The organism is Weizmannia sp. FSL K6-0777 (assembly GCF_038593185.1).
GTDB classification, from domain to species: Bacteria; Bacillota; Bacilli; order Bacillales; family Bacillaceae_C; genus Weizmannia; species Weizmannia faecalis.
The window spans coordinates 1495745-1513234 of sequence record NZ_CP151971.1 but is presented as its reverse complement, the minus strand read 5'-3'; the positions used below and the strand labels follow the sequence as shown (position 1 = coordinate 1513234).

At 47.2% G+C, this 17490-nt stretch carries 21 protein-coding genes; 4 read left to right on the top strand and 17 right to left on the bottom strand.

Going from position 1 to position 17490, the window contains the following annotated elements; all coding sequences use genetic code 11:
* Positions 1-55 precede the first annotated feature (55 nt).
* On the bottom strand, positions 56-790 hold the full coding sequence (locus NST70_RS07020; protein ID WP_014098448.1) for a hypothetical protein: 735 nt from the start codon (positions 788-790) through the stop codon (positions 56-58).
* A 184-nt stretch (positions 791-974) separates the two neighbouring features.
* On the opposite strand from NST70_RS07020, the gene NST70_RS07015 reads away from it, so the two are divergent.
* The gene (locus tag NST70_RS07015) at positions 975-2339 is read left to right on the top strand and encodes an MATE family efflux transporter (RefSeq protein ID WP_342476046.1); all 1365 of its coding nucleotides are present in this window, start codon (positions 975-977) and stop codon (positions 2337-2339) included.
* A gap of 131 nt (positions 2340-2470) precedes the next feature.
* On the opposite strand, the gene NST70_RS07010 is transcribed toward NST70_RS07015, so the two are convergent.
* From NST70_RS07010 to NST70_RS06975, 8 genes are all read right to left on the bottom strand, one after another.
* Entirely contained in the window at positions 2471-3208 is a 738-nt protein-coding gene (locus tag NST70_RS07010) for a CAP domain-containing protein (RefSeq protein WP_035188549.1), read from the bottom strand.
* A 379-nt stretch (positions 3209-3587) separates the two neighbouring features.
* The gene (locus NST70_RS07005) at positions 3588-4025 is read right to left on the bottom strand and encodes a MarR family transcriptional regulator (RefSeq protein WP_014098451.1); all 438 of its coding nucleotides are present in this window, start codon (positions 4023-4025) and stop codon (positions 3588-3590) included.
* 108 nt (positions 4026-4133) lie between these two features.
* Positions 4134-5627: a S41 family peptidase gene (locus NST70_RS07000; protein ID WP_035188546.1), complete on the bottom strand. Its 1494-nt coding sequence runs from the start codon at positions 5625-5627 to the stop codon at positions 4134-4136.
* 70 nt (positions 5628-5697) lie between these two features.
* A complete protein-coding gene (locus tag NST70_RS06995) occupies positions 5698-6492 on the bottom strand; it encodes a M15 family metallopeptidase (protein WP_014098453.1) in 795 nt (264 codons plus the stop codon).
* Positions 6493-6511: 19 nt separating this feature from the next.
* Entirely contained in the window at positions 6512-6667 is a 156-nt protein-coding gene (locus NST70_RS06990) for a hypothetical protein (protein ID WP_260832616.1), read from the bottom strand.
* Positions 6668-6867: 200 nt separating this feature from the next.
* Positions 6868-7047, bottom strand: a complete 180-nt coding sequence (locus NST70_RS06985) for a YozD family protein (RefSeq protein WP_014098455.1) — start codon at positions 7045-7047, stop codon at positions 6868-6870.
* Positions 7048-7149: 102 nt separating this feature from the next.
* Complete coding sequence (locus tag NST70_RS06980; RefSeq protein ID WP_035188544.1) at positions 7150-7791, bottom strand: hypothetical protein; 642 nt, start codon at positions 7789-7791, stop codon at positions 7150-7152.
* Between the two features lie 86 nt (positions 7792-7877).
* Positions 7878-8096 carry a YozE family protein gene (locus NST70_RS06975; RefSeq protein ID WP_014098457.1) on the bottom strand — a complete coding sequence of 73 codons (219 nt, stop codon included), beginning with the start codon at positions 8094-8096 and terminating at the stop codon, positions 7878-7880.
* Positions 8097-8274: 178 nt separating this feature from the next.
* Here NST70_RS06975 and NST70_RS06970 point away from each other — a divergent pair, with 178 nt between their 5' ends.
* Positions 8275-10071: a methyl-accepting chemotaxis protein gene (locus tag NST70_RS06970; RefSeq protein WP_035188542.1), complete on the top strand. Its 1797-nt coding sequence runs from the start codon at positions 8275-8277 to the stop codon at positions 10069-10071.
* Positions 10072-10119: 48 nt separating this feature from the next.
* On the opposite strand, the gene NST70_RS06965 is transcribed toward NST70_RS06970, so the two are convergent.
* The 3 genes from NST70_RS06965 to msrA all read right to left on the bottom strand — a co-directional run bounded on the left by NST70_RS06965 (position 10120) and on the right by msrA (position 11351).
* Positions 10120-10314 (bottom strand): YjcZ family sporulation protein, encoded by a 195-nt coding sequence (locus NST70_RS06965; protein WP_017550783.1) that lies wholly within the window; start codon positions 10312-10314, stop codon positions 10120-10122.
* Positions 10315-10402: 88 nt separating this feature from the next.
* Positions 10403-10825 carry a peptide-methionine (R)-S-oxide reductase MsrB gene (gene msrB, locus NST70_RS06960; protein WP_017550782.1) on the bottom strand — a complete coding sequence of 141 codons (423 nt, stop codon included), beginning with the start codon at positions 10823-10825 and terminating at the stop codon, positions 10403-10405.
* Positions 10815-11351, bottom strand: coding sequence for a peptide-methionine (S)-S-oxide reductase MsrA (gene msrA, locus NST70_RS06955; RefSeq protein WP_017550781.1), 537 nt, complete (start codon positions 11349-11351; stop codon positions 10815-10817). Before msrA ends, msrB begins: the two co-directional genes overlap by 11 nt.
* Before the next feature lie 134 nt (positions 11352-11485).
* Here msrA and NST70_RS06950 point away from each other — a divergent pair, with 134 nt between their 5' ends.
* Positions 11486-12862: an RsmB/NOP family class I SAM-dependent RNA methyltransferase gene (locus tag NST70_RS06950; protein ID WP_342476039.1), complete on the top strand. Its 1377-nt coding sequence runs from the start codon at positions 11486-11488 to the stop codon at positions 12860-12862.
* A gap of 145 nt (positions 12863-13007) precedes the next feature.
* Here NST70_RS06950 and NST70_RS06945 read toward each other — a convergent pair whose 3' ends face one another.
* Both NST70_RS06945 and NST70_RS06940 read right to left on the bottom strand, forming a co-directional pair.
* Positions 13008-13565: a YpmS family protein gene (locus tag NST70_RS06945; RefSeq protein WP_110133977.1), complete on the bottom strand. Its 558-nt coding sequence runs from the start codon at positions 13563-13565 to the stop codon at positions 13008-13010.
* A 26-nt stretch (positions 13566-13591) separates the two neighbouring features.
* Complete coding sequence (locus NST70_RS06940) at positions 13592-14365, bottom strand: SGNH/GDSL hydrolase family protein (RefSeq protein WP_110133976.1); 774 nt, start codon at positions 14363-14365, stop codon at positions 13592-13594.
* Between the two features lie 180 nt (positions 14366-14545).
* Between NST70_RS06940 and NST70_RS06935 the strand changes: the two genes are divergently transcribed.
* The gene (locus tag NST70_RS06935; protein WP_017550777.1) at positions 14546-15184 is read left to right on the top strand and encodes a hemolysin III family protein; all 639 of its coding nucleotides are present in this window, start codon (positions 14546-14548) and stop codon (positions 15182-15184) included.
* Positions 15185-15223: 39 nt separating this feature from the next.
* Here the strand turns inward: NST70_RS06935 and NST70_RS06930 are convergent, their stop codons facing one another.
* The 3 genes from NST70_RS06930 to NST70_RS06920 all read right to left on the bottom strand — a co-directional run bounded on the left by NST70_RS06930 (position 15224) and on the right by NST70_RS06920 (position 17396).
* On the bottom strand, positions 15224-15712 hold the full coding sequence (locus NST70_RS06930) for a dihydrofolate reductase (protein ID WP_017550776.1): 489 nt from the start codon (positions 15710-15712) through the stop codon (positions 15224-15226).
* On the bottom strand, positions 15709-16503 hold the full coding sequence (locus NST70_RS06925; protein WP_026104540.1) for a thymidylate synthase: 795 nt from the start codon (positions 16501-16503) through the stop codon (positions 15709-15711). Before NST70_RS06925 ends, NST70_RS06930 begins: the two co-directional genes overlap by 4 nt.
* Positions 16504-16817: 314 nt before the next feature.
* Entirely contained in the window at positions 16818-17396 is a 579-nt protein-coding gene (locus NST70_RS06920; protein ID WP_326244324.1) for a YpjP family protein, read from the bottom strand.
* Positions 17397-17490: the final 94 nt, after the last annotated feature.

The following is a 17490-nucleotide window of genomic DNA, read 5'->3' as shown; positions in this document are numbered from 1 at the left end:
TCCTCTCTTTTTCTTTCTTTATACTTACAAAAATTGTATCATTTCTTCTTTTTTTTTACACGAAATATTTATTATGCCTGTAAAAAAAGGCGAGCAGTGCGATGACGAGTACTTCGTCTTCTTCCGTCCCCCGTATAAAAGTAAGTACCGGTGCATTAAGCGGAAACTTCTGCTGCCAGCTCACCGGCATCACGCCGCGTGACACCACTGCTAAAAGTTGTTCGTCCCGGTAAAATTCCAAATCATGGTTTCCATTTTTCCGGATCGCACAAGTCCGGCTGCCGTTTTCAAATATCATTTCTTTTCCCTTTGCTCTTTTTAATGAAAAGAACCGTTCATATGCCGGAAACCCGATGCTGATTTCCCAATTTTGCCGTTTGCGGACCGTGGCGCTAAATGTGGCGCCCGCTCCCCGTTCAAGGCGGAAATACCGGATTTGTTGTCTGAAAGCTTTTTCCTCAAGCAGCCACCCTAAGCGGCCGCTTCCATCATAAAGCTGCACCGAGAGTTTTGCACCGGGCGGAAACTGGATCAAGTACTGCCCGCTGTCCGCTTGTCTTTCTTCCTCCCCTTTTTCTCCGGATATGTTTTCTTCTATCTTTTGATAGTAGAAATAGCGCGCAGCAAAGTAGAGAATGAACAGCCAGACGGCCAAAATCAGCCAGTTGAACATGCCGCCGCGCCCGATATACATCAGCGTGAGACAAAATGCGGAAAGGCCGCATGCAAGAATAACGGTTTGACACAGGTACATGTGAGACAACGTCGAATAGGTTTTTTTCAGCTCCATACAGACTCTCCCGTTTTTGTCTGGTCACTCTATTATATGAGACTTTTTATAAATCATGATGGTTTTACGGGTTTGCAAATCTTTCGCCGGGCATTTCCATCTTCATGGCAGGCTATCCATGGCGGCCCGAAAAATGAATATGTTATAATTTTTTGGAGTCCGTGGAAAAGTTGGGGGAATGAACATGAAACAAACCTTTACCTTAAAAGAAAAAATCGCACAGCTTTGGCATTTATTTCTGCCGATTCTCATCACCCAGCTTGCGATGCTGCTCATGAATTTTTTCGATACAACGATGTCCGGCCATTTTTCCAAAGCCGATCTGGCCGGTGTTGCGATCGGCGCATCCCTCTGGTTCCCCGTTTCAACCGGGCTGGGAACGGTTTTACAGGCGGTTACCCCGATCATTTCCCATTTGATCGGCAGCAAAAACACGGATGAAATCCCCCGTACATTTATCCAGAGCCTTTACGTCGCCGTCTGTATGGCTGTACTGGTGCTGTTTGCAGGCGGGCTATCGATCGGGCCGGTCCTTGGCCGGATGGATTTAGCACCGCATGTGGAGAGGGTCGCGCATCGGTTTTTATTTGCCCTGTCCTTCGGGCTGATTCCGTTGTTCTGTTACCAGGTTTGCCGCTCGCTGATTGATGCGACCGGGCTGACAAAAATATCGATGTTGATCACGCTGTTGGCGCTGCCCATCAATATTGGATTGAATGTTCTGTTCATCTTCGGGCATGCCGGATTTCCGCAGCTTGGCGGGGCAGGTGCCGGCGTTGCGAGCGCCATCACCTACTGGCTTATCTTGTTGATTGCAATCCTTGTGCTTATGCGTTTGCCGCGTTTTGCTGAAATGCGGCTGTTCCGCACGTTTTACCCGGTTTCTTTCCGCAGCTGGAAAGCGCTGTTGTCGCTTGGGATCCCGATGGGGTTGTCGACTTTTTTTGAATCGAGCATTTTTTCGGTTGTGACATTGTTCATGAGCAAATTTGGCACTGACACGATCGCTTCCCATCAGGCCGCCATGAATTTTGAATCGCTTTTGTACATGCTTCCGCTCAGCATTTCGCTTGCAATGACGATTCTTGTCAGTTTTGAAGCAGGGGCCGGAAGATTTAAAGACGCCCGCCTGTACAGCACAATCGGACTTATAACCGCTGTTGTGATCGCCACCTTGACCGGGCTGTTGCTCTACTTATTCCATGAACAAGTGGCAGCGTTTTACAGTGATGATCCGGCTGTCATCCGGTTAACCGGACATTTTTTGCTGTATGCCATCTTTTTCCAATGGTCAGATGCGGTTCAGGCGCCGGTGCAAGGTACGCTTCGAGGGTATAAAGATGTCCGGATTACGACCATTATGACGTTTGTTTCATATTGGGTTATTGGGCTTCCGCTCGGATATTTGCTGGATGCCGTCACCGCCCTCGGCCCGTTTGCCTACTGGATCGGACTGATCACAGGCCTTGCTGTAGGTGCGGTAACACTTTTAGGGCGCTTGCATTATATCCAGCAAAAAGCCCGAGATTTGCTGAAAAAGAACGGATAAGGTTTGGCGCAAGCGGGGCACATCCGGCAGATGGACCAGCTTGCAGGAAAGTGGACCCGTTTTCCGCAAGTGACGTTTCAAAAAGTGCGTACAAAAAAGCAGCCCCCGTAAAAGAGGCTGCGATAAGCAATTTATTTTCCAATAAACTCTTGTGTCCAGTAATGGCCGTTTTCAACATAGCCCACGCCGATATGGGTGAAGTTTTTATTTAAAATATTCGCCCTGTGGCCTTCGCTGTTCATCCATGCATTCATGACTTCCTGCGGTGTTTGCTGGCCCATTGCGATGTTTTCGCCGGCATATTGATACGAGATCCCGAATTGCTTCATCATATCGAACGGAGAGCCGTAAGTCGGGCTTGTATGGTCAAAATATTTATGGGTTGCCATATCATTCGATTTGACGCGCGCCATTTTGCTCAAAGCCGTATCGATTTTCAGCGCGCCCAGGCCGTTTTTCGCCCGTTCTTCGTTTACAAGGGTCACCACTTGTTTTTCATAGGCGTTTAACGTGTTGGCAGCCTGTGACTGCGTGCCGCCTGCCGGTTGCGTTGAAGTTTGTTTTAATGCCGATTGCTTTGGTGCTGCTGTTTGTTCCGGTGCCGATTGCTTTGGTGCTGCCGTTGTCTGGTTCGTTTTGCCTGCGTTGTTTGAAGCCGTTTGATTGGTTGCCGGTTTAAAAGAAAAACGGATGTTATGCTGCTTTAACCAGTTCTCCAATTCCTGCATGCTATGAAACTTGTATTCATGTTGAACAACCGTTTTCGGGCTGCAGTTTGTTTCGTTTGAGGCTGCCCCCGCCTTGCCGGAAACTGCCGGTGCAAGGATCAGTGCAAGTGCTGCTGCTGTTGTGAACATGGCCTTTTTCATCAATGATGTCCTCCCTCGTTTTCGTTGGTTTCTCTCTCGTACACAATAGAATCATAACATACGATTTTTGTAATATTTCTGGGAGAAAATAGAACAAGCAGCAAAGCAGGGGCCTGCTTGCAAACTGAAAATGAAAAAGCCAGCTGTATCAAAGGTTCCCATGCATCGTGCGAATTTCCTATCATTTCACACATTGGCACCGTCTTTTTAAATATCCAAAAGATGGAAGGATTTCGGGGTTGACAAGGCGGAAAAAGGACGGGTATTGTTACATTTTTTTCTTAAATGTTGCATGCTGCCACATTCATTTAAAAAAAGCGCCCCGAAGCCGGGCTTGCGGCTTCAGGGCGCTTTTTGTGTATATGGGCGCGTTTTCATATCAGTGCATTTGATTGAGGTGATCTTCAAACTTCCGGAATAGCCTGTACAATGTTTCCCGTTCTTCCTCCGTAAAAACGTCCAACTGGTCTTTCAGAAACCGGGATTTGGTTTCTTTCAACTGACTGATTAACGATTTTCCTTTTTCCGTTAAAATTAAATCGACCACGCGCCTGTCTTTATTGGATCTTCTCCGCTCAATCAGCCCTTTTTCCACGAGCGAATCGGTTACAGAAGTAATATGGCTGGCGGAAACTTGCAGTATTTTCGACAAATCGGATGAACGCATCGAGGATTCCGATAAAAGTTTTAACACCATAAATTCGTTAAGCGTCACATGCTCTTTTAACAAGCTATGCAGTTCTTCTTTAATTTTTCGGTATATTCTACGGAAGATGAATTCCAGATCAACTGTATCTTTTGTCTCCAACACTCCCATTCCTTTCCTTTCTCATATGGGACAGCGAATCTCCTGACTTTATTATATCATTTTTCGTGCATGGGATTGCATAAAATAAGCCGGGAGCAAATCTCCCGGCTTATTTTGCTATTTTTCTTTTTGGACAACTTCTTCGGCTTTTTTGAGCTGCGTATCATGCCGCGTAATAAGATTGCTGATTTCAGACATCAGTTTGGTTGCCGTATCGCCATTGATGATGCCTGTCGGCTGCATTTTTTCATGCATTTGGAAAGCTTCGACAGCCGTTTTTGTATTCCAGTCGAAGTACCCGTCAACCCTGCCCGGATTGTAACCGAGTGCTTTTAGCATTTTTTCCGCCGTCTTTACATCTTCCGAGACCGAATACAGTTTCAATTCTGCATCTGTTCCGATCACCGGAAGTTTGGCATAATCCGGAAGCGACACTTTCTCATCCGGCTCAATCCCTTTTTTATGGATCCAGCTGCCATTTGGTGTCAGCCATTTTTGGACGGTGAATTTTAAAATCGATCCGTCGTTGAATTTTTCAGCAGACTGCACGGTGCCTTTGCCGTATGATTTTTCGCCGACAAGCGGAATGCCTGCCGATTCGTTCAGTGCGGCCGCCAAAATTTCAGAAGCGCTCGCGCTGCCGCCGTCGATCATCACAACCGCCGGGACCGTAATTTTCGTGCCACTTTCTGCCACATATTTCTCCCGGGAGCCGTTCCGGTCTTCCGTCTGCAGGATCGTACGCCCTTCCGGCACAAACATATTCGCAATTTTAATAGCCTGGTCAAGCAGTCCGCCCGGGTCCTGACGCACATCGACAATCATCGACTTCATGCCCTGCTTTTTCATGTTCTCAACGGCCGCCTTGAATTCTTTATATGTGCCGTCTGAAAATGTCGTAATCTGGATATGGGCAACCCCGTTTTTCAACATCTTCGCATAAACCGTATTGACCGGGATCGTGTCGCGTGTCAAGGTCACTCTCGTTTCGTCTTTCGATCCGACATGCTGGATCGTGAGTGTCACCTTTGTCCCTTTTTTGCCCCTGATCAACATGACCGCTTCATTGGCGCTCATGCCATGGACGCTTTTGCCGTCAACCGCGAGTATTTTATCGTTCGGCTTCAGGCCGGCTTTTTCGGCCGGAGAACCTTTAATCGGCGAAACAATCACAATATAGCCATCTTTTTCTTCCACTTCCGCACCGATTCCTTCAAAAGAAGAAGAAATGGTGTTATTGAAGTCTGATGCTTCGGTTTTTGACATATAATCAGAATACGGGTCATTGAGCGATTCCACCATTCCGTTAATGGCCCCATCGACAAGCGTCTTCTGTTTTACTTTTGTGTAATATTTTTTCTGGATGCTGTCATATGCTTTATACAGTTTGTCAAACTCCGGCCGGTTGACAGTCGTCACGTTGACGGCTTTTTGGTCGCCGAACGCAAAGGCAGCGGTCGTAATGCCGGCTGTTATGAAAATCACGAAAAACAAAAGCATGACAAATTTAAATTTTTTCATACGGATATAACCGGTTTGTTCTTCCTGGCCGGATTCCGTCTGTTTCTTCTCATCGTCCAAAGGCTTCACCACTTTCATGCCGTTTTCCAAAAGTCATAGCTCCCGATTTCTAACTTCTTTATTCTACCAGCTTTTTCTTTTTAATAAAAGAGCCCAGGATTTATTCAGCTTTATGTACATGTTCGAAATACTCTTCAAGCGTCCAGCCGTGCTTGTAAATGACGGCTGCCGCCTCTTTTCCGACATACCGGAAATGCCAGGGCTCGTACTCATATTTCGTAATGTTCTCTTTGTTTTTCGGATACCTTAAAATAAACCCGTATTCATGCGCATGTTTTGCAAGCCAGATGCCTTCCTTCTGCTTCCCCATTTGCTGTGAGAGAAGGAAATGGGCGGTCTGGCTTGTAATATCAACGGCGAGACCGGTCTGATGTTCGCTCGACCCCGGGATGGCAACCGCCTGTTCTGCATGTTCTTCCCCCGAACTTTGCACTTCTGCCGCATACACAGCTTTCTGGCGGTTATACGACCGGTATGCGGAAGCGGCATATAATTCAATGCCGTCCTTCTCGGCGGCGGCAAACATTTTTTCAAGCGCCGCGGCTGCTTCTTTCCGCATATAGCTTTTTTCGATTCTTTCGTCGCCAAATGAAAAGCGGACATTCGGCCGGACGAGGTCTTTCGGTTTGTAATCCCCGAGAATATAGTTTTTATTGACAAGCGCCAAAATATTGTCCGGATTCTGGATCACTTTTTTCCCGTTAACCGTTTTGATTTTGTTAAAATATTTTGCATCAAGCACCAAACCGGAACCGGTTTTTTTCGCGGTATCCGTGTGGGCCGGTTTCGCCGGCGCGGTACTTTTATGGGCGCCCGTTTCCGGCTGGTTTCCGTTTGTTACACTGCAGCCGGCCAAAAAAATCGCGGCAAGGCCGGTATATACATATTTTCTCATGTTGTCACCTTTCTCTATCCTAAAAAATTTGTGCTTTTGATCCTTCTACCGGTACCGCGTTCACTGCGGCATGGGCTTCTGTCCCAAAATGGATGCTCGCCCCCATTTTGAGCCGGTACTGCAAAAGAAGCGGCATGAATGCCCCATCCGGATCTTTCTGCGATGGAAAAAGCAAGCACATTCCCGTTAAGCGCACAACCGTCCGCATCCCGCTCCTTTGCCAAAAAAAATCGCAGGTTTCTCCCCCTGCGATTTCTCTTTTTATTTTAAGGCAAATTCAACGGGACATCAAGTGCTATTTCGTGCGGGACCGAAAAAGGCTGTCCCGGATACCGATGCTGCACCTTTCCCTGTACGGCCTGCAAACAGATCGCCTCATATGGAATCGTCTTCATATTCTTCGTCTATGATGCTTTTTGCAAGCAAGTATTCAAAAGTGATATCGGCAATTTCGTCCAGTTCTTCTTCACGGGGCGCAAATCCCCTTTTCACGAGCTCTTTAAAAAAGAATGCGGCGATTTCCTCTGTATCAATATAAACATCCATATTCTCCATTAAAAACGCCCCCTTTTTTCATCCCGCAGCCACCCCGCGTTTTGTTCTGTTTGTTGATATAAATATGACCCCGTACGGTCTGATATGCCAAACCCCGCTAAACTAATCCGGGCCGCCGTGCGCCGAAAGAACCTGGATTTGCATTTTGACCGCCTCAAGCATGGCTCTGTACGCCTCATCACCAAACAGGTTTAACAGCAGCGTATAATCATTATACATATCGAGCAGGTGGTCGATTTTTTCCTGCGTTTTCAAGTCGGAAGTGACAAGCTGGTACAGGGGGCTGCTTTTCATCGGGTAAAAAAATTGATAACGGCTGACAAACGAATCGGCCTGCCCGGCATCGGCGATTAACAAAAGTTCTTCTTCATCCGCTTCAAGCCATTCGCCCTTTGGAATGCTGACCATTTCATAAATCACATCTTCCCATGCATCTTCTGCATACCGCCAAATCTCCGTGCGGAAACCAACAATTTTAAAAAGAACGCCGCCATAGCCTTTTACTTTTACAATATCCCCGATAAAAAATTTCAATTCTATATTGACTTCCTCTTTCTTATACAGAATCCCGTCATATTCTTCCAGGCGGGCGAGGCTTTGTTCGGCTAGGAGGCCTTCCCGGTCATTGACCACATAGAAATACCCTCCTTCCAGCTGTCTCACAGCCGTAATTTTTCCCACCGTCCCGTATACTTTTACGACCACTGTATCTCCAACTTGAAACTTCGGCGCTTTTGCATCCATTTTTCATGCTCCTTGAAAACGAAACACGTTTTACTTCATTCTATGCATGCGCTCCGGAAAAAGCGAACAGCACAATTTTCGGCCGGTTATTTGCTTTCGCCTTTATAAATCTCCCATGCCCGATCAAAAACCGACATTGACGGGATATAATGCCCGTTTAATTCGAGATAGGAACTGATTTCATGATAGTTGGTTGAATGTTTCGGAAAACTGTGATCATTGTATGCCCCATTGGCAAAAACCGTCAACTCGTCACGGAGATGCGGATCCCTATATCTCATTAAAAACTGGTAAAAAGATTTCATAAGTATCCCCCAAAATGATTTTTACTCCAATATAGCGGATCGTCTCCCCCGCGTAAAGTAGAAAGGGTGGCATTACGGGAAGAGGAATTTTTTACAAAAAACTAGAAAAAGATAGAAAACATGTTTAAAATATAGATGATGATTTGCGGTTCACAGGGTAAAAAGGAGGGGCTTTTGATTGAATAAAAGGAACATTTTTGCAATAAGAAAGCAAAAAAGCGAGAAACGGAAAAATTCCCGTCCGAACCGCCAGCTGCATCGGCTTCCCCTTTATTATTTGCAGACGATCAGGGGAAAAATTGTGATTTCATTCGGGGTTTTAACCGTCTTGCTCATTGTATTAACCGTCACTTCATACATAAACATGCGCGAGCTGGAGAATGAAATCAATCATGTTGTCCAGCATGACCTCGCCGTGCACGATCGTGTCCAAAGCCTGCTCAATCAGACCGGCGAAATTGAAACGGGCGCCCTGAATTACGCCATTTCCGGAAATGAAGCTGCGTTACGGCCGTATGACCAGGGGAAACAGGAAGCCAGCAGCACGTTAAGCCGCTTGCAAAAAATGCTGAAAGATGACCGGTTGCAGAGCCAAAAACTCGAAAAAATTTCGGAAGCCTATAATTTCTGGGTAGGAACAGTTGACCGGGTTGTCGAAGCAAGGCAGTACGGGTCGGAACAAGAAGCGGTTGCACAAGTGAAGGATTCCCAGGCATCCGACTACATGAAAAATTTGAAAAGCAGCATCCATGATTTGCTGATAAGCACCACACAGGCATCAGAAAGCCGGATCGGCGACTTGCATCGTTCCGTCCTGATTGCGCGGATCGTAACCGTCACCCTTTCCTTGCTTGCCATCGTGCTGGCTGTCATGCTCAGCATCAGCCTAACGAAAAACATCAAATCGAGCACGAGAAAAATCAGCCGGTCGATTTTGGGAATCGCAGATGCCGGCGGGGATTTGACAAGGCGGATTGAAGTGACGTCCAATGACGAACTGGCAAAACTGGCAAGAGATACAAACCAGCTGATAGACGGCATTGCCCGGCTTGTAAAAGAAGTATCCGCGATGGCGGAAAGTGTCTCTGCCTCAAGCGAAGAACTGCTCGCTTCTTCTGAAGAAACATCGAAAACGATCCAGTCGATTGCGGAAACAGCCAATGAAATCGCGGCAGACAGCGAACAAACTTCTTCCAAGATGGATACATCCTTATCGAAAATGAAGTCGCTTGAAGAAGTGGTCGATACGCTTTTCCGGCAGGCGGAAACGGTAAAACAGGCTTCGCTCCATATGAAAGAATCGGCAGAAAAAGGCAGCCGGTCCATTATGGAAACGTCCGGCAAAATGAAGAGCATTGAAGCGATCATGACAAATACGAGCAAAACGGTAGAGGCGCTCGGTGGAAAGTCGGATGATATTACAAAGATCATTATGACGATCACCGGGATTGCCAAACAAACCAATTTGCTTGCATTGAATGCGGCAATCGAGGCAGCCAGGGCCGGGGAGCACGGGCGCGGCTTTGCCGTCGTAGCAGATGAAGTCAGAAAACTGGCCGAACAATCCCAGTCTGCTGCCCAGGAAGTCACGAATATTGTGCGTTCGATCCAAAAAGAAATTAGCACCATTATCGGCCAGAATCAGGAAGGGGTAGAGGCGGTTACTTCCGGCGTGCAAATTTCCAATGAAACGATGCACTCGCTAGAAGTCATTCAAAAACAAACGAATGAAACGACAAATGTCATTATTGACATGGCCGCCCAAATTGAAAAAACGCAAAAACTTTCTGTCGATGTCGCCAATTCGTTCGATGCCGTCAGCAAGATTGCCATGAATACCGCGGCAAATACGGAAATGACCGCAGCAAGTACCGAGGAAGGGTCTGCATCGATGGAAGAAGTCACAGCCGCAGCCTCGGAGTTGTCAAAGCAGGCAGAAAACCTGCGCAAGCTGATCGGAAACTTTAAAATATAAAAGGGACACGAAAAAAGCCCAGGGCATAGCCCTGGGCTTTTTTCATTTTTAATTGGGGCCGATCCAGCATGCGCCGATAATGATCAGCAAAATAAACAGCACAACAATTAAAGCAAAGCCGTTTCTGTGTCCTGCAAAGCCCCAGCCGTAACCGGAACCGTATCCGTAACCAGACCCATAACCGTATCCGTAGCCGCAGCAGGGGTCATATGCAGGGTAAGCACCTTCATGGCCGTAATACATCCCATTCACTCCTCAAAAAAACTGTTTTTCTGTACAGTGCATCGTATGGGATACGGGCCCGTTTTGTATGTGCATCCGCCCAGCCGGCTTATTCTTTTTCTTCAAAGAGCGCAAGATACTCCCCATATCCTTCTTCCTCAAGCTTTTCTTTCGGAATAAAACGCATCGCGGCTGAATTCATGCAGTACCGAAGATGCGCAGGGCCTGGCCCATCCGGAAACACATGGCCCAAATGCGCGTCAGACGCCTTGCTTCTCACTTCCGTACGAATCATGCCGTGGCTCGTATCAAGCCGTTCGGTAAGTTGGCCGGCATCAATCGGTTTTGTAAAACTCGGCCAGCCGCAGCCTGCATCATATTTATCTTTTGAACTGAACAGCGGTTTTCCGGAAATAACATCGACATAAATACCGTCGCGGAACTCGTTCCAGTATTCATTTTGAAACGGCGGTTCCGTTCCGTTTTTCCGCGTCACTTCATATTGCAAAGGCGTCAGTTTTTCATCCTTCATGTTCATCCCTCCAATGGTTGCGGATAAATGCGGCCCTGCCTGAACCTTGCCGGTAAGCCTCGTAATGGGTCGGATTTTTCCGGTAATAATCCTGATGGTAACTTTCCGCCGGATAAAAGGCAGAAGCCGGTTCAATTGTGACAGCAATCGGCTTTTTAAACCGCCCGCTCTCTTCCAGCCGTTTTTTTGAAGCTTCCGCCGCCTGCCGCTGGGCTTCGTTTTGATAGAAAATAACCGGCCGGTAAGAGCCCCCCCTGTCGTAAAACTGCCCGCCTGCATCTGTCGGGTCAATTTGCCGCCAGTAAATGTCAAGCAGCTTTTCGTAAGGAAAAACTTCCGGATCAAACGTAATTTCAACAGCTTCTGTATGCCCGGTCGCACCGGAGCACACTTCCTCATATGTCGGGTTCGGCTTTGTTCCGCCTGTGTACCCAGAAACAACTTTTTGAATGCCGGGCAATTGGTCAAAAGGATGGACCATGCACCAGAAGCATCCGCCGGCAAAAATCGCGGTTTCCTCTGCCATGCGGCTCCCCCCTTTATAAAAGATTATTTTTTATTTTACCTGTTGATGTTGTTTTCATCCAGTTTCGTGACTGCAAGCCCCGATTTCATTATAATGGATCATAGCGGCGATTTTAACGGAAAGGGGTCTCATGATTGGAATTACCTGAAACCTTTATGGAAAAGATGGGGAAGCTGCTTGGAAAGGAAGCCGATGATTTTTTCCGCTCCTATGAAAAACCGCGGGCGTCCGGATTGCGCCTGAATCCGACAAAAGTGAGCGAAACGGAATGGCATGCGCACAACCCTTTCCATTTGGAAAAAATTCCTTTTGCCTCCGGTTATTATTTTGATGAAGAAAAAGACAAGCCTGGAAAACACCCGTACCATGCCGCCGGGCTCTATTATATCCAGGAGCCGAGCGCGATGTTTATCGCAGGGCAGCTCGGACTTGAAAAAGGCGATAAAGTGCTTGATTTATGCGCCGCGCCGGGGGGCAAATCGACGCAAATTGCATCTGGAATCGGCGAAAACGGATTTCTGCTTGCAAATGAAATCCATCCGAAGCGGGTGCGCGCGCTTTCTGAAAATATTGAACGGCTTGGGTTCTCCAATACCGTTGTGACAAACGAAACGCCTGAAAAACTGAGCCGGCATTTCGAAAACTATTTCGATAAAATTTTGGTTGACGCCCCCTGCTCCGGGGAAGGCATGTTCAGAAAAGATCCCGAAGCCGCGCGTTTCTGGAGCCAGGAACATGTCGAAGCGTGCGCGCAAAAACAACGCACGATCTTGGAGCATGCCTGGAAGATGCTAAAGCCCGGCGGCACCCTTGTTTATTCGACCTGCACCTTTTCTCCGGAAGAAAACGAACAGACAATTGAAGCTTTTTTGGCGCGGCATGAAGACATGGCACTGGTGCCGATTCCCCATGAACACGGCGTTGGACCGGGAAAGCCGGAATGGGCAACAGAAAAGCGGAAAGATTTGTCCAATGCGGCGCGTTTATGGCCGCACCGCTTAAAAGGCGAAGGACATTTTGCTGCAAAAATGCGCAAACACCCGGGGGAAACGGGGCAAACGGTGCCGCTTGAAAAGGGCATGAAGCTTTCAATACAACAGGAAAAAGACTGGACAACCTTTGCCAAAAACACCCTCCAGCATTTTGACCCGGGCAGGCGCTCCTTTTTTATGTATAAAAACGAGCTTTTCCTGCTGCCTTTTAACTGTCCGCAGATAAAGGGGCTCCGCCTTGTCCGGTGCGGCCTGCATCTCGGTACTTTCAAAAAAAACCGATTTGAACCGAATCACGCGCTCGCGCTTGCCCTGAAAGCCGGACAATGCAAACACCGGATGGACCTTCGCGCCGAAAGCAGTGAATGCATCCGCTATTTAAAAGGGGAGACACTGCCGGGAACAAGCGAGAATCGCGGCTGGGTCCTGATCACGGTGGACGGTTTTCCGCTCGGCTGGAGCAAAGAAGCGGGCGGCATTTTGAAAAACTTTTATCCGAAAGGGTTAAGGATCGTTTAAAACCCGTGTAATGCGCACAGACAAGTGTTTTGGTGCCGTTTACGTCCGCGTCAAGATCGTTTAAAACCCGTATCATGTGCACAGGCGGCGGCGAAACCTTCTGTGGCATATTGAAAAGCCGGCTTTTAAGGGCCGGCTTTTTGCGTTATTTTGGAAATCCAAGTGTAAACGAGATGTCATCATGCTGCAAATCAAATTCGTTGGCTTTCACCTTGGCGCCGTTTTCCAGCTTCATATTTTGCAGCTGGACATACACCAGTTTTTCGCCCGGCTGGATGATCACCCATTTCGGCAGATGGTAGGTCGTTTTGACGAATTGTAAAATATAGGATACCGGGAGATGGACGGAACCGAGGGATACCGATTTTTGTTTTAAAACGAGATCCCCGTTCTTTAACGCTTTCGGCTTAAACGTCATCTTGTACTGCATTTTTTCAGAAAAGACCCCGACAGTTCCATAGTAGACGACTTCATCATTTAAAAGCACTTTCCCTTTTATTTTTTCTTCCCGCAAATAACGGTTAATGAGCGCCGTTAAGTCCGCCTTGTTTGTCTCTACCCGCAAATCAATCGTTTTTCCGGTTTTTTCCGGTTTGGGCACGCGGCCATCCGGCACAAAAAGAAAAAAGGAAAGCACAAGTACAAAGGCCACAACCACTGAAGCCAGTGCAAAAAAAGCGATTTTCCATGGGTTTCTTTTCACGCAAGCATCATTCCTTTACCACTTTGCTATTTTGGAATCCCCAAAAAATTTCCTTTCAGGAGATATCGGTAAATCCGTTTCGACATCCGTTTATACCCTTCATCGTTCGGATGGAAATGATCGTCATAAAGCAATTCATCTTCGTTGTTCTCAAAAATATCGGCAACCGGGATAAAAATGGTATTTTTATAGCGCGATACCACCTCTTTGCTGGCATCATTCCAGGCTGCAAGCATTTGGTCCACTTCTTTTATATCGGTCAGCCACTTCGAAAAAGGGTTATAGAGGCCGACGAGCGCAATCTTTACATTCGGATTGATCGCGCGGATGCGGCGGAAAATTTGATCGAGCCGTTGTTTGTACCCCGGAATGGCCGCCTCAAACTCCTGCTTGTTTAAATTGGAAATATTTTCACGGAGCACTTTCATCATATCATTGCCGCCGATGGTAATCATAACAACATCTGAATCCTTGATGGACTTCCGGATTTTTTCATCTTGGAGCCGGGCAAGCAATTGGTCGGTCCGGTTCCCTTTTACGCCATAATTGGCAATGGTGGTTTTTTTCACACCCTTTAAGGCGTCCAGTTCATTTTTCAAGTAATAGGTGTAACCGCCGCGCCCTTTGCTGTCGCCTACGCCTTCAGTCAGGGAGTCCCCGATCGAGACGATGTGCAGCGGAACGGGCACCATCTTTTTTTCGTTGCTTGCCGGTTTAAACAACAGGCCGGTTATGCCGTGTGAACAGCCCGATAAGGCAAGCGCAACGGAAGCGAGAAGAGGAATGAACCATTTTTTCATTTTTGACACCACTTAGCCTTTCTGAATTTACAATGTACCCATTATAACATGAAAAACGGGATCTTCTGCTGATGAATGCATAAAATTGCACCCGCTAAAGACGCAAGTTGTTTCCATTGCAGATTGCCCCGCAAAACCCTATAATAAAGAGAAGCTTAAAGACGAAGGTGGTTTAAATTTTTGACAACTTCAACACTGCTTTCATCCTGGAAACAGGAACTGGCCAATGCCGTTACGCATGGCATCGGTTTTCTGCTCAGCATTCCGGCGATGGTTATACTCGTCGTTTTCGCCGCAGAAAAGAATAACCCGCTCTATCTAGGAAGTTTTCTTGTTTTCGGGGTTTCCATGCTGCTTTTGTATTTGTTTTCCACACTGCTGCACAGCTTTTACTGGACGAAAGTGAAAACATTTCTCGCGATTCTGGACCATTCTGCCATTTACTTGTTAATTGCCGGAACGTATACGCCGATTGTGCTGATTACACTGCATGGCACTTTGGGATGGGTACTGTTTTCGGTCGTATGGGGAGTATCTGCCATTGGCATTGCCGGAAAATGTTTTCTCATTCACCGCTTTAAATTATTGTCCACGATGCTTTACTTAATCATGGGCTGGCTGATCCTCATTGCGATTGAGCCTTTGTATAAAGGGCTTACGGCTCCGGGATTCTGGCTCCTTTTTTCAGGTGGGATCTGCTACTCGGTAGGCGCCGTGTTCTACACATGGAAAAACCTTCCTTACTCCCATGCGATCTGGCATATCTTTGTCATTGCCGGAAGCGCGTTTATGTACTTCACGATTTTATTTTATGTCTGATGGCACAGAGAAAAACCATGGGAATGTTTCCATGGTTTTTTACCTTTTCCGTACAAATACTTGAAATTCGTAGTCATAAGGATTTTTTTCGTTTTTTATCCCTTTTGTGCTGGAAGCCATTTCCCACTCCTCCCAGTCAACAGGCGGAAAATAGGTATCGCCTTCCATGTCAGCATGTATTTTCGTCCGGTACAATTTTTCCGCTTCCTCAAGCAGCAGGGCAAAAATCTCCGCGCCGCCCGTGACAAAAATCTCACCGCCATGTGCATCCGCCCATTTTAACAGTTCTGTTTTGCCTGCGACAACGACGCAGTCTTGGGCCTTAAAATCCGGGTCTCTCGTCATCACAATATTCGTTCTGCCGGGAAGCGGCTTTCCGATCGATTCAAACGTCCGCCTTCCCATGACAACCGGATGACCCATTGTTATGTTTTTAAAATACTTCAAGTCTTCGGGAAGATGCCACGGAAGCGCATTGTTCTTTCCAATCACGCCTTTTTCATCTTCCGCCCATAAAAAGGAAATCATACACTCACCTTCCCCGGGATGTGCGGATACGGATTGTAATCTTTTAATGTAAAATCTTCGTACCGGAAGGAGAAAATGTCTTTTACTTCAGGATTCAAAACCATTTTCGGCAGCTTGCGGGGCTCCCGTGTCAGCTGCAGCTTCACTTGTTCGATATGGTTCAAGTAAATATGGGCATCGCCAAGCGTATGGACAAAGTCCCCCGGTTCCAGCCCCGTAACCTGCGCAATCATCATCGTAAGCAGCGCGTAAGAAGCAATGTTAAACGGCACGCCGAGGAAAATATCGGCCGAACGCTGGTACAGCTGGCATGACAGCTTGCCGTTTGCCACATAAAACTGGAAAAAGCAATGGCACGGCGGCAGGGCCATCCTGTCAATCTCCCCAACATTCCATGCGTTAACGATCAGGCGCCTGGAATCCGGATTGGTTTTGATTTGTTCAATGACCTGGGTGATCTGGTCGATCGTCCGCCCGTCCCGGGTTTGCCATGAACGCCATTGTTTCCCGTAAACCGGGCCGAGGTCGCCGTTTTCATCTGCCCACTCATTCCAAATGCGGACGCCGTTTTCCTGGAGGTATTTTACATTCGTATCTCCTTCAAGCATCCAGAGCAGTTCATAAATAATCGATTTCAAATGCAGTTTCTTAGTTGTCAGAAGCGGAAAACCGTCCTCCAGATGAAACCGCATTTGATGGCCGAAAACGCTGATCGTTCCGGTACCGGTCCGGTCATCTTTTTTGACGCCGTTTTCAAGCACTTCGCGGCAAAGATCTAAATATTGTTTCATCATGATTCCATCCTTTGTCATTCAAATATCCGGGTTTCTATCCTGGAAAATTGCGTTATATAAATTGAAATCCAGTTTTTACAATGGGGCAAAACCATCCATTTGCATAATTATTCCTTTTTGCGGCCGGCAACAAAGAAGCCATGTTTCGCTCATTTTACATCCTTCTGCCGGTGCTGTATTCACTGCGTTTGCAAAAAGCGCATGAAATGTTCGACTGGATGTTAGGGGTGTCCGTCTTCCACACCGCTTTAGTCTTTTATCCGTTGCAGCGCTGTCAGCTGCTGCCGCGGCAAGCGTTCTTCAACCCGCCTTTATCCTTTCATCCATTGCGGTGGCATGTTTTTGCCCCAGTAAATGGTGCCAAGGTGGCGGTGCGTTTGGAAATGGTCAAAGGCTACATGGTAATGGAAATTAAAATAGTAGCCGTCGCCGGGCGGATGGTCGCGCCGGACATGGAAACGGATGATGTCTTTATTTGTTTCCGTATTGTAAATATGAAACATTTTTTCACCGGTTCCTGCACTCGGCTGGTCTGAAACAGCGAGCAGCGGTAGTTTATCCTGCGGGTACTCCTGCAGCGTTTCCGTAATGGCGGTTTGAATGTTTGGCAAAACGGCAGCACGGAACTCGTCTTCAATAACAGGCCTGATCCTTTCCCCGAATTTCAGATAAGCCCGTTTTTCTGCAGCTTCAACGAATGACCGAGCAAGCGCGGCACTATCAATCTTGCGGCTTGTGGCAGCCGTCCGATTGGAATAAGCAGAAGTCGTTTCCGCCGTTTCATTGCCAGTTTTATAGAGATGATTCCAGATTGCATGGGAAGGGGGGACAAGGCCGAATGTTAAAACAGAAACAAGGATAACCATTGATTTTTTCAGCCAGTTTTTCACGTGATCCCCTCCATATCCCAACAGTTCGAATATGTATTTATTATATAATATTTACACAGAAAAAACAGGCCCCATTTTGCAACCGGAATGATGC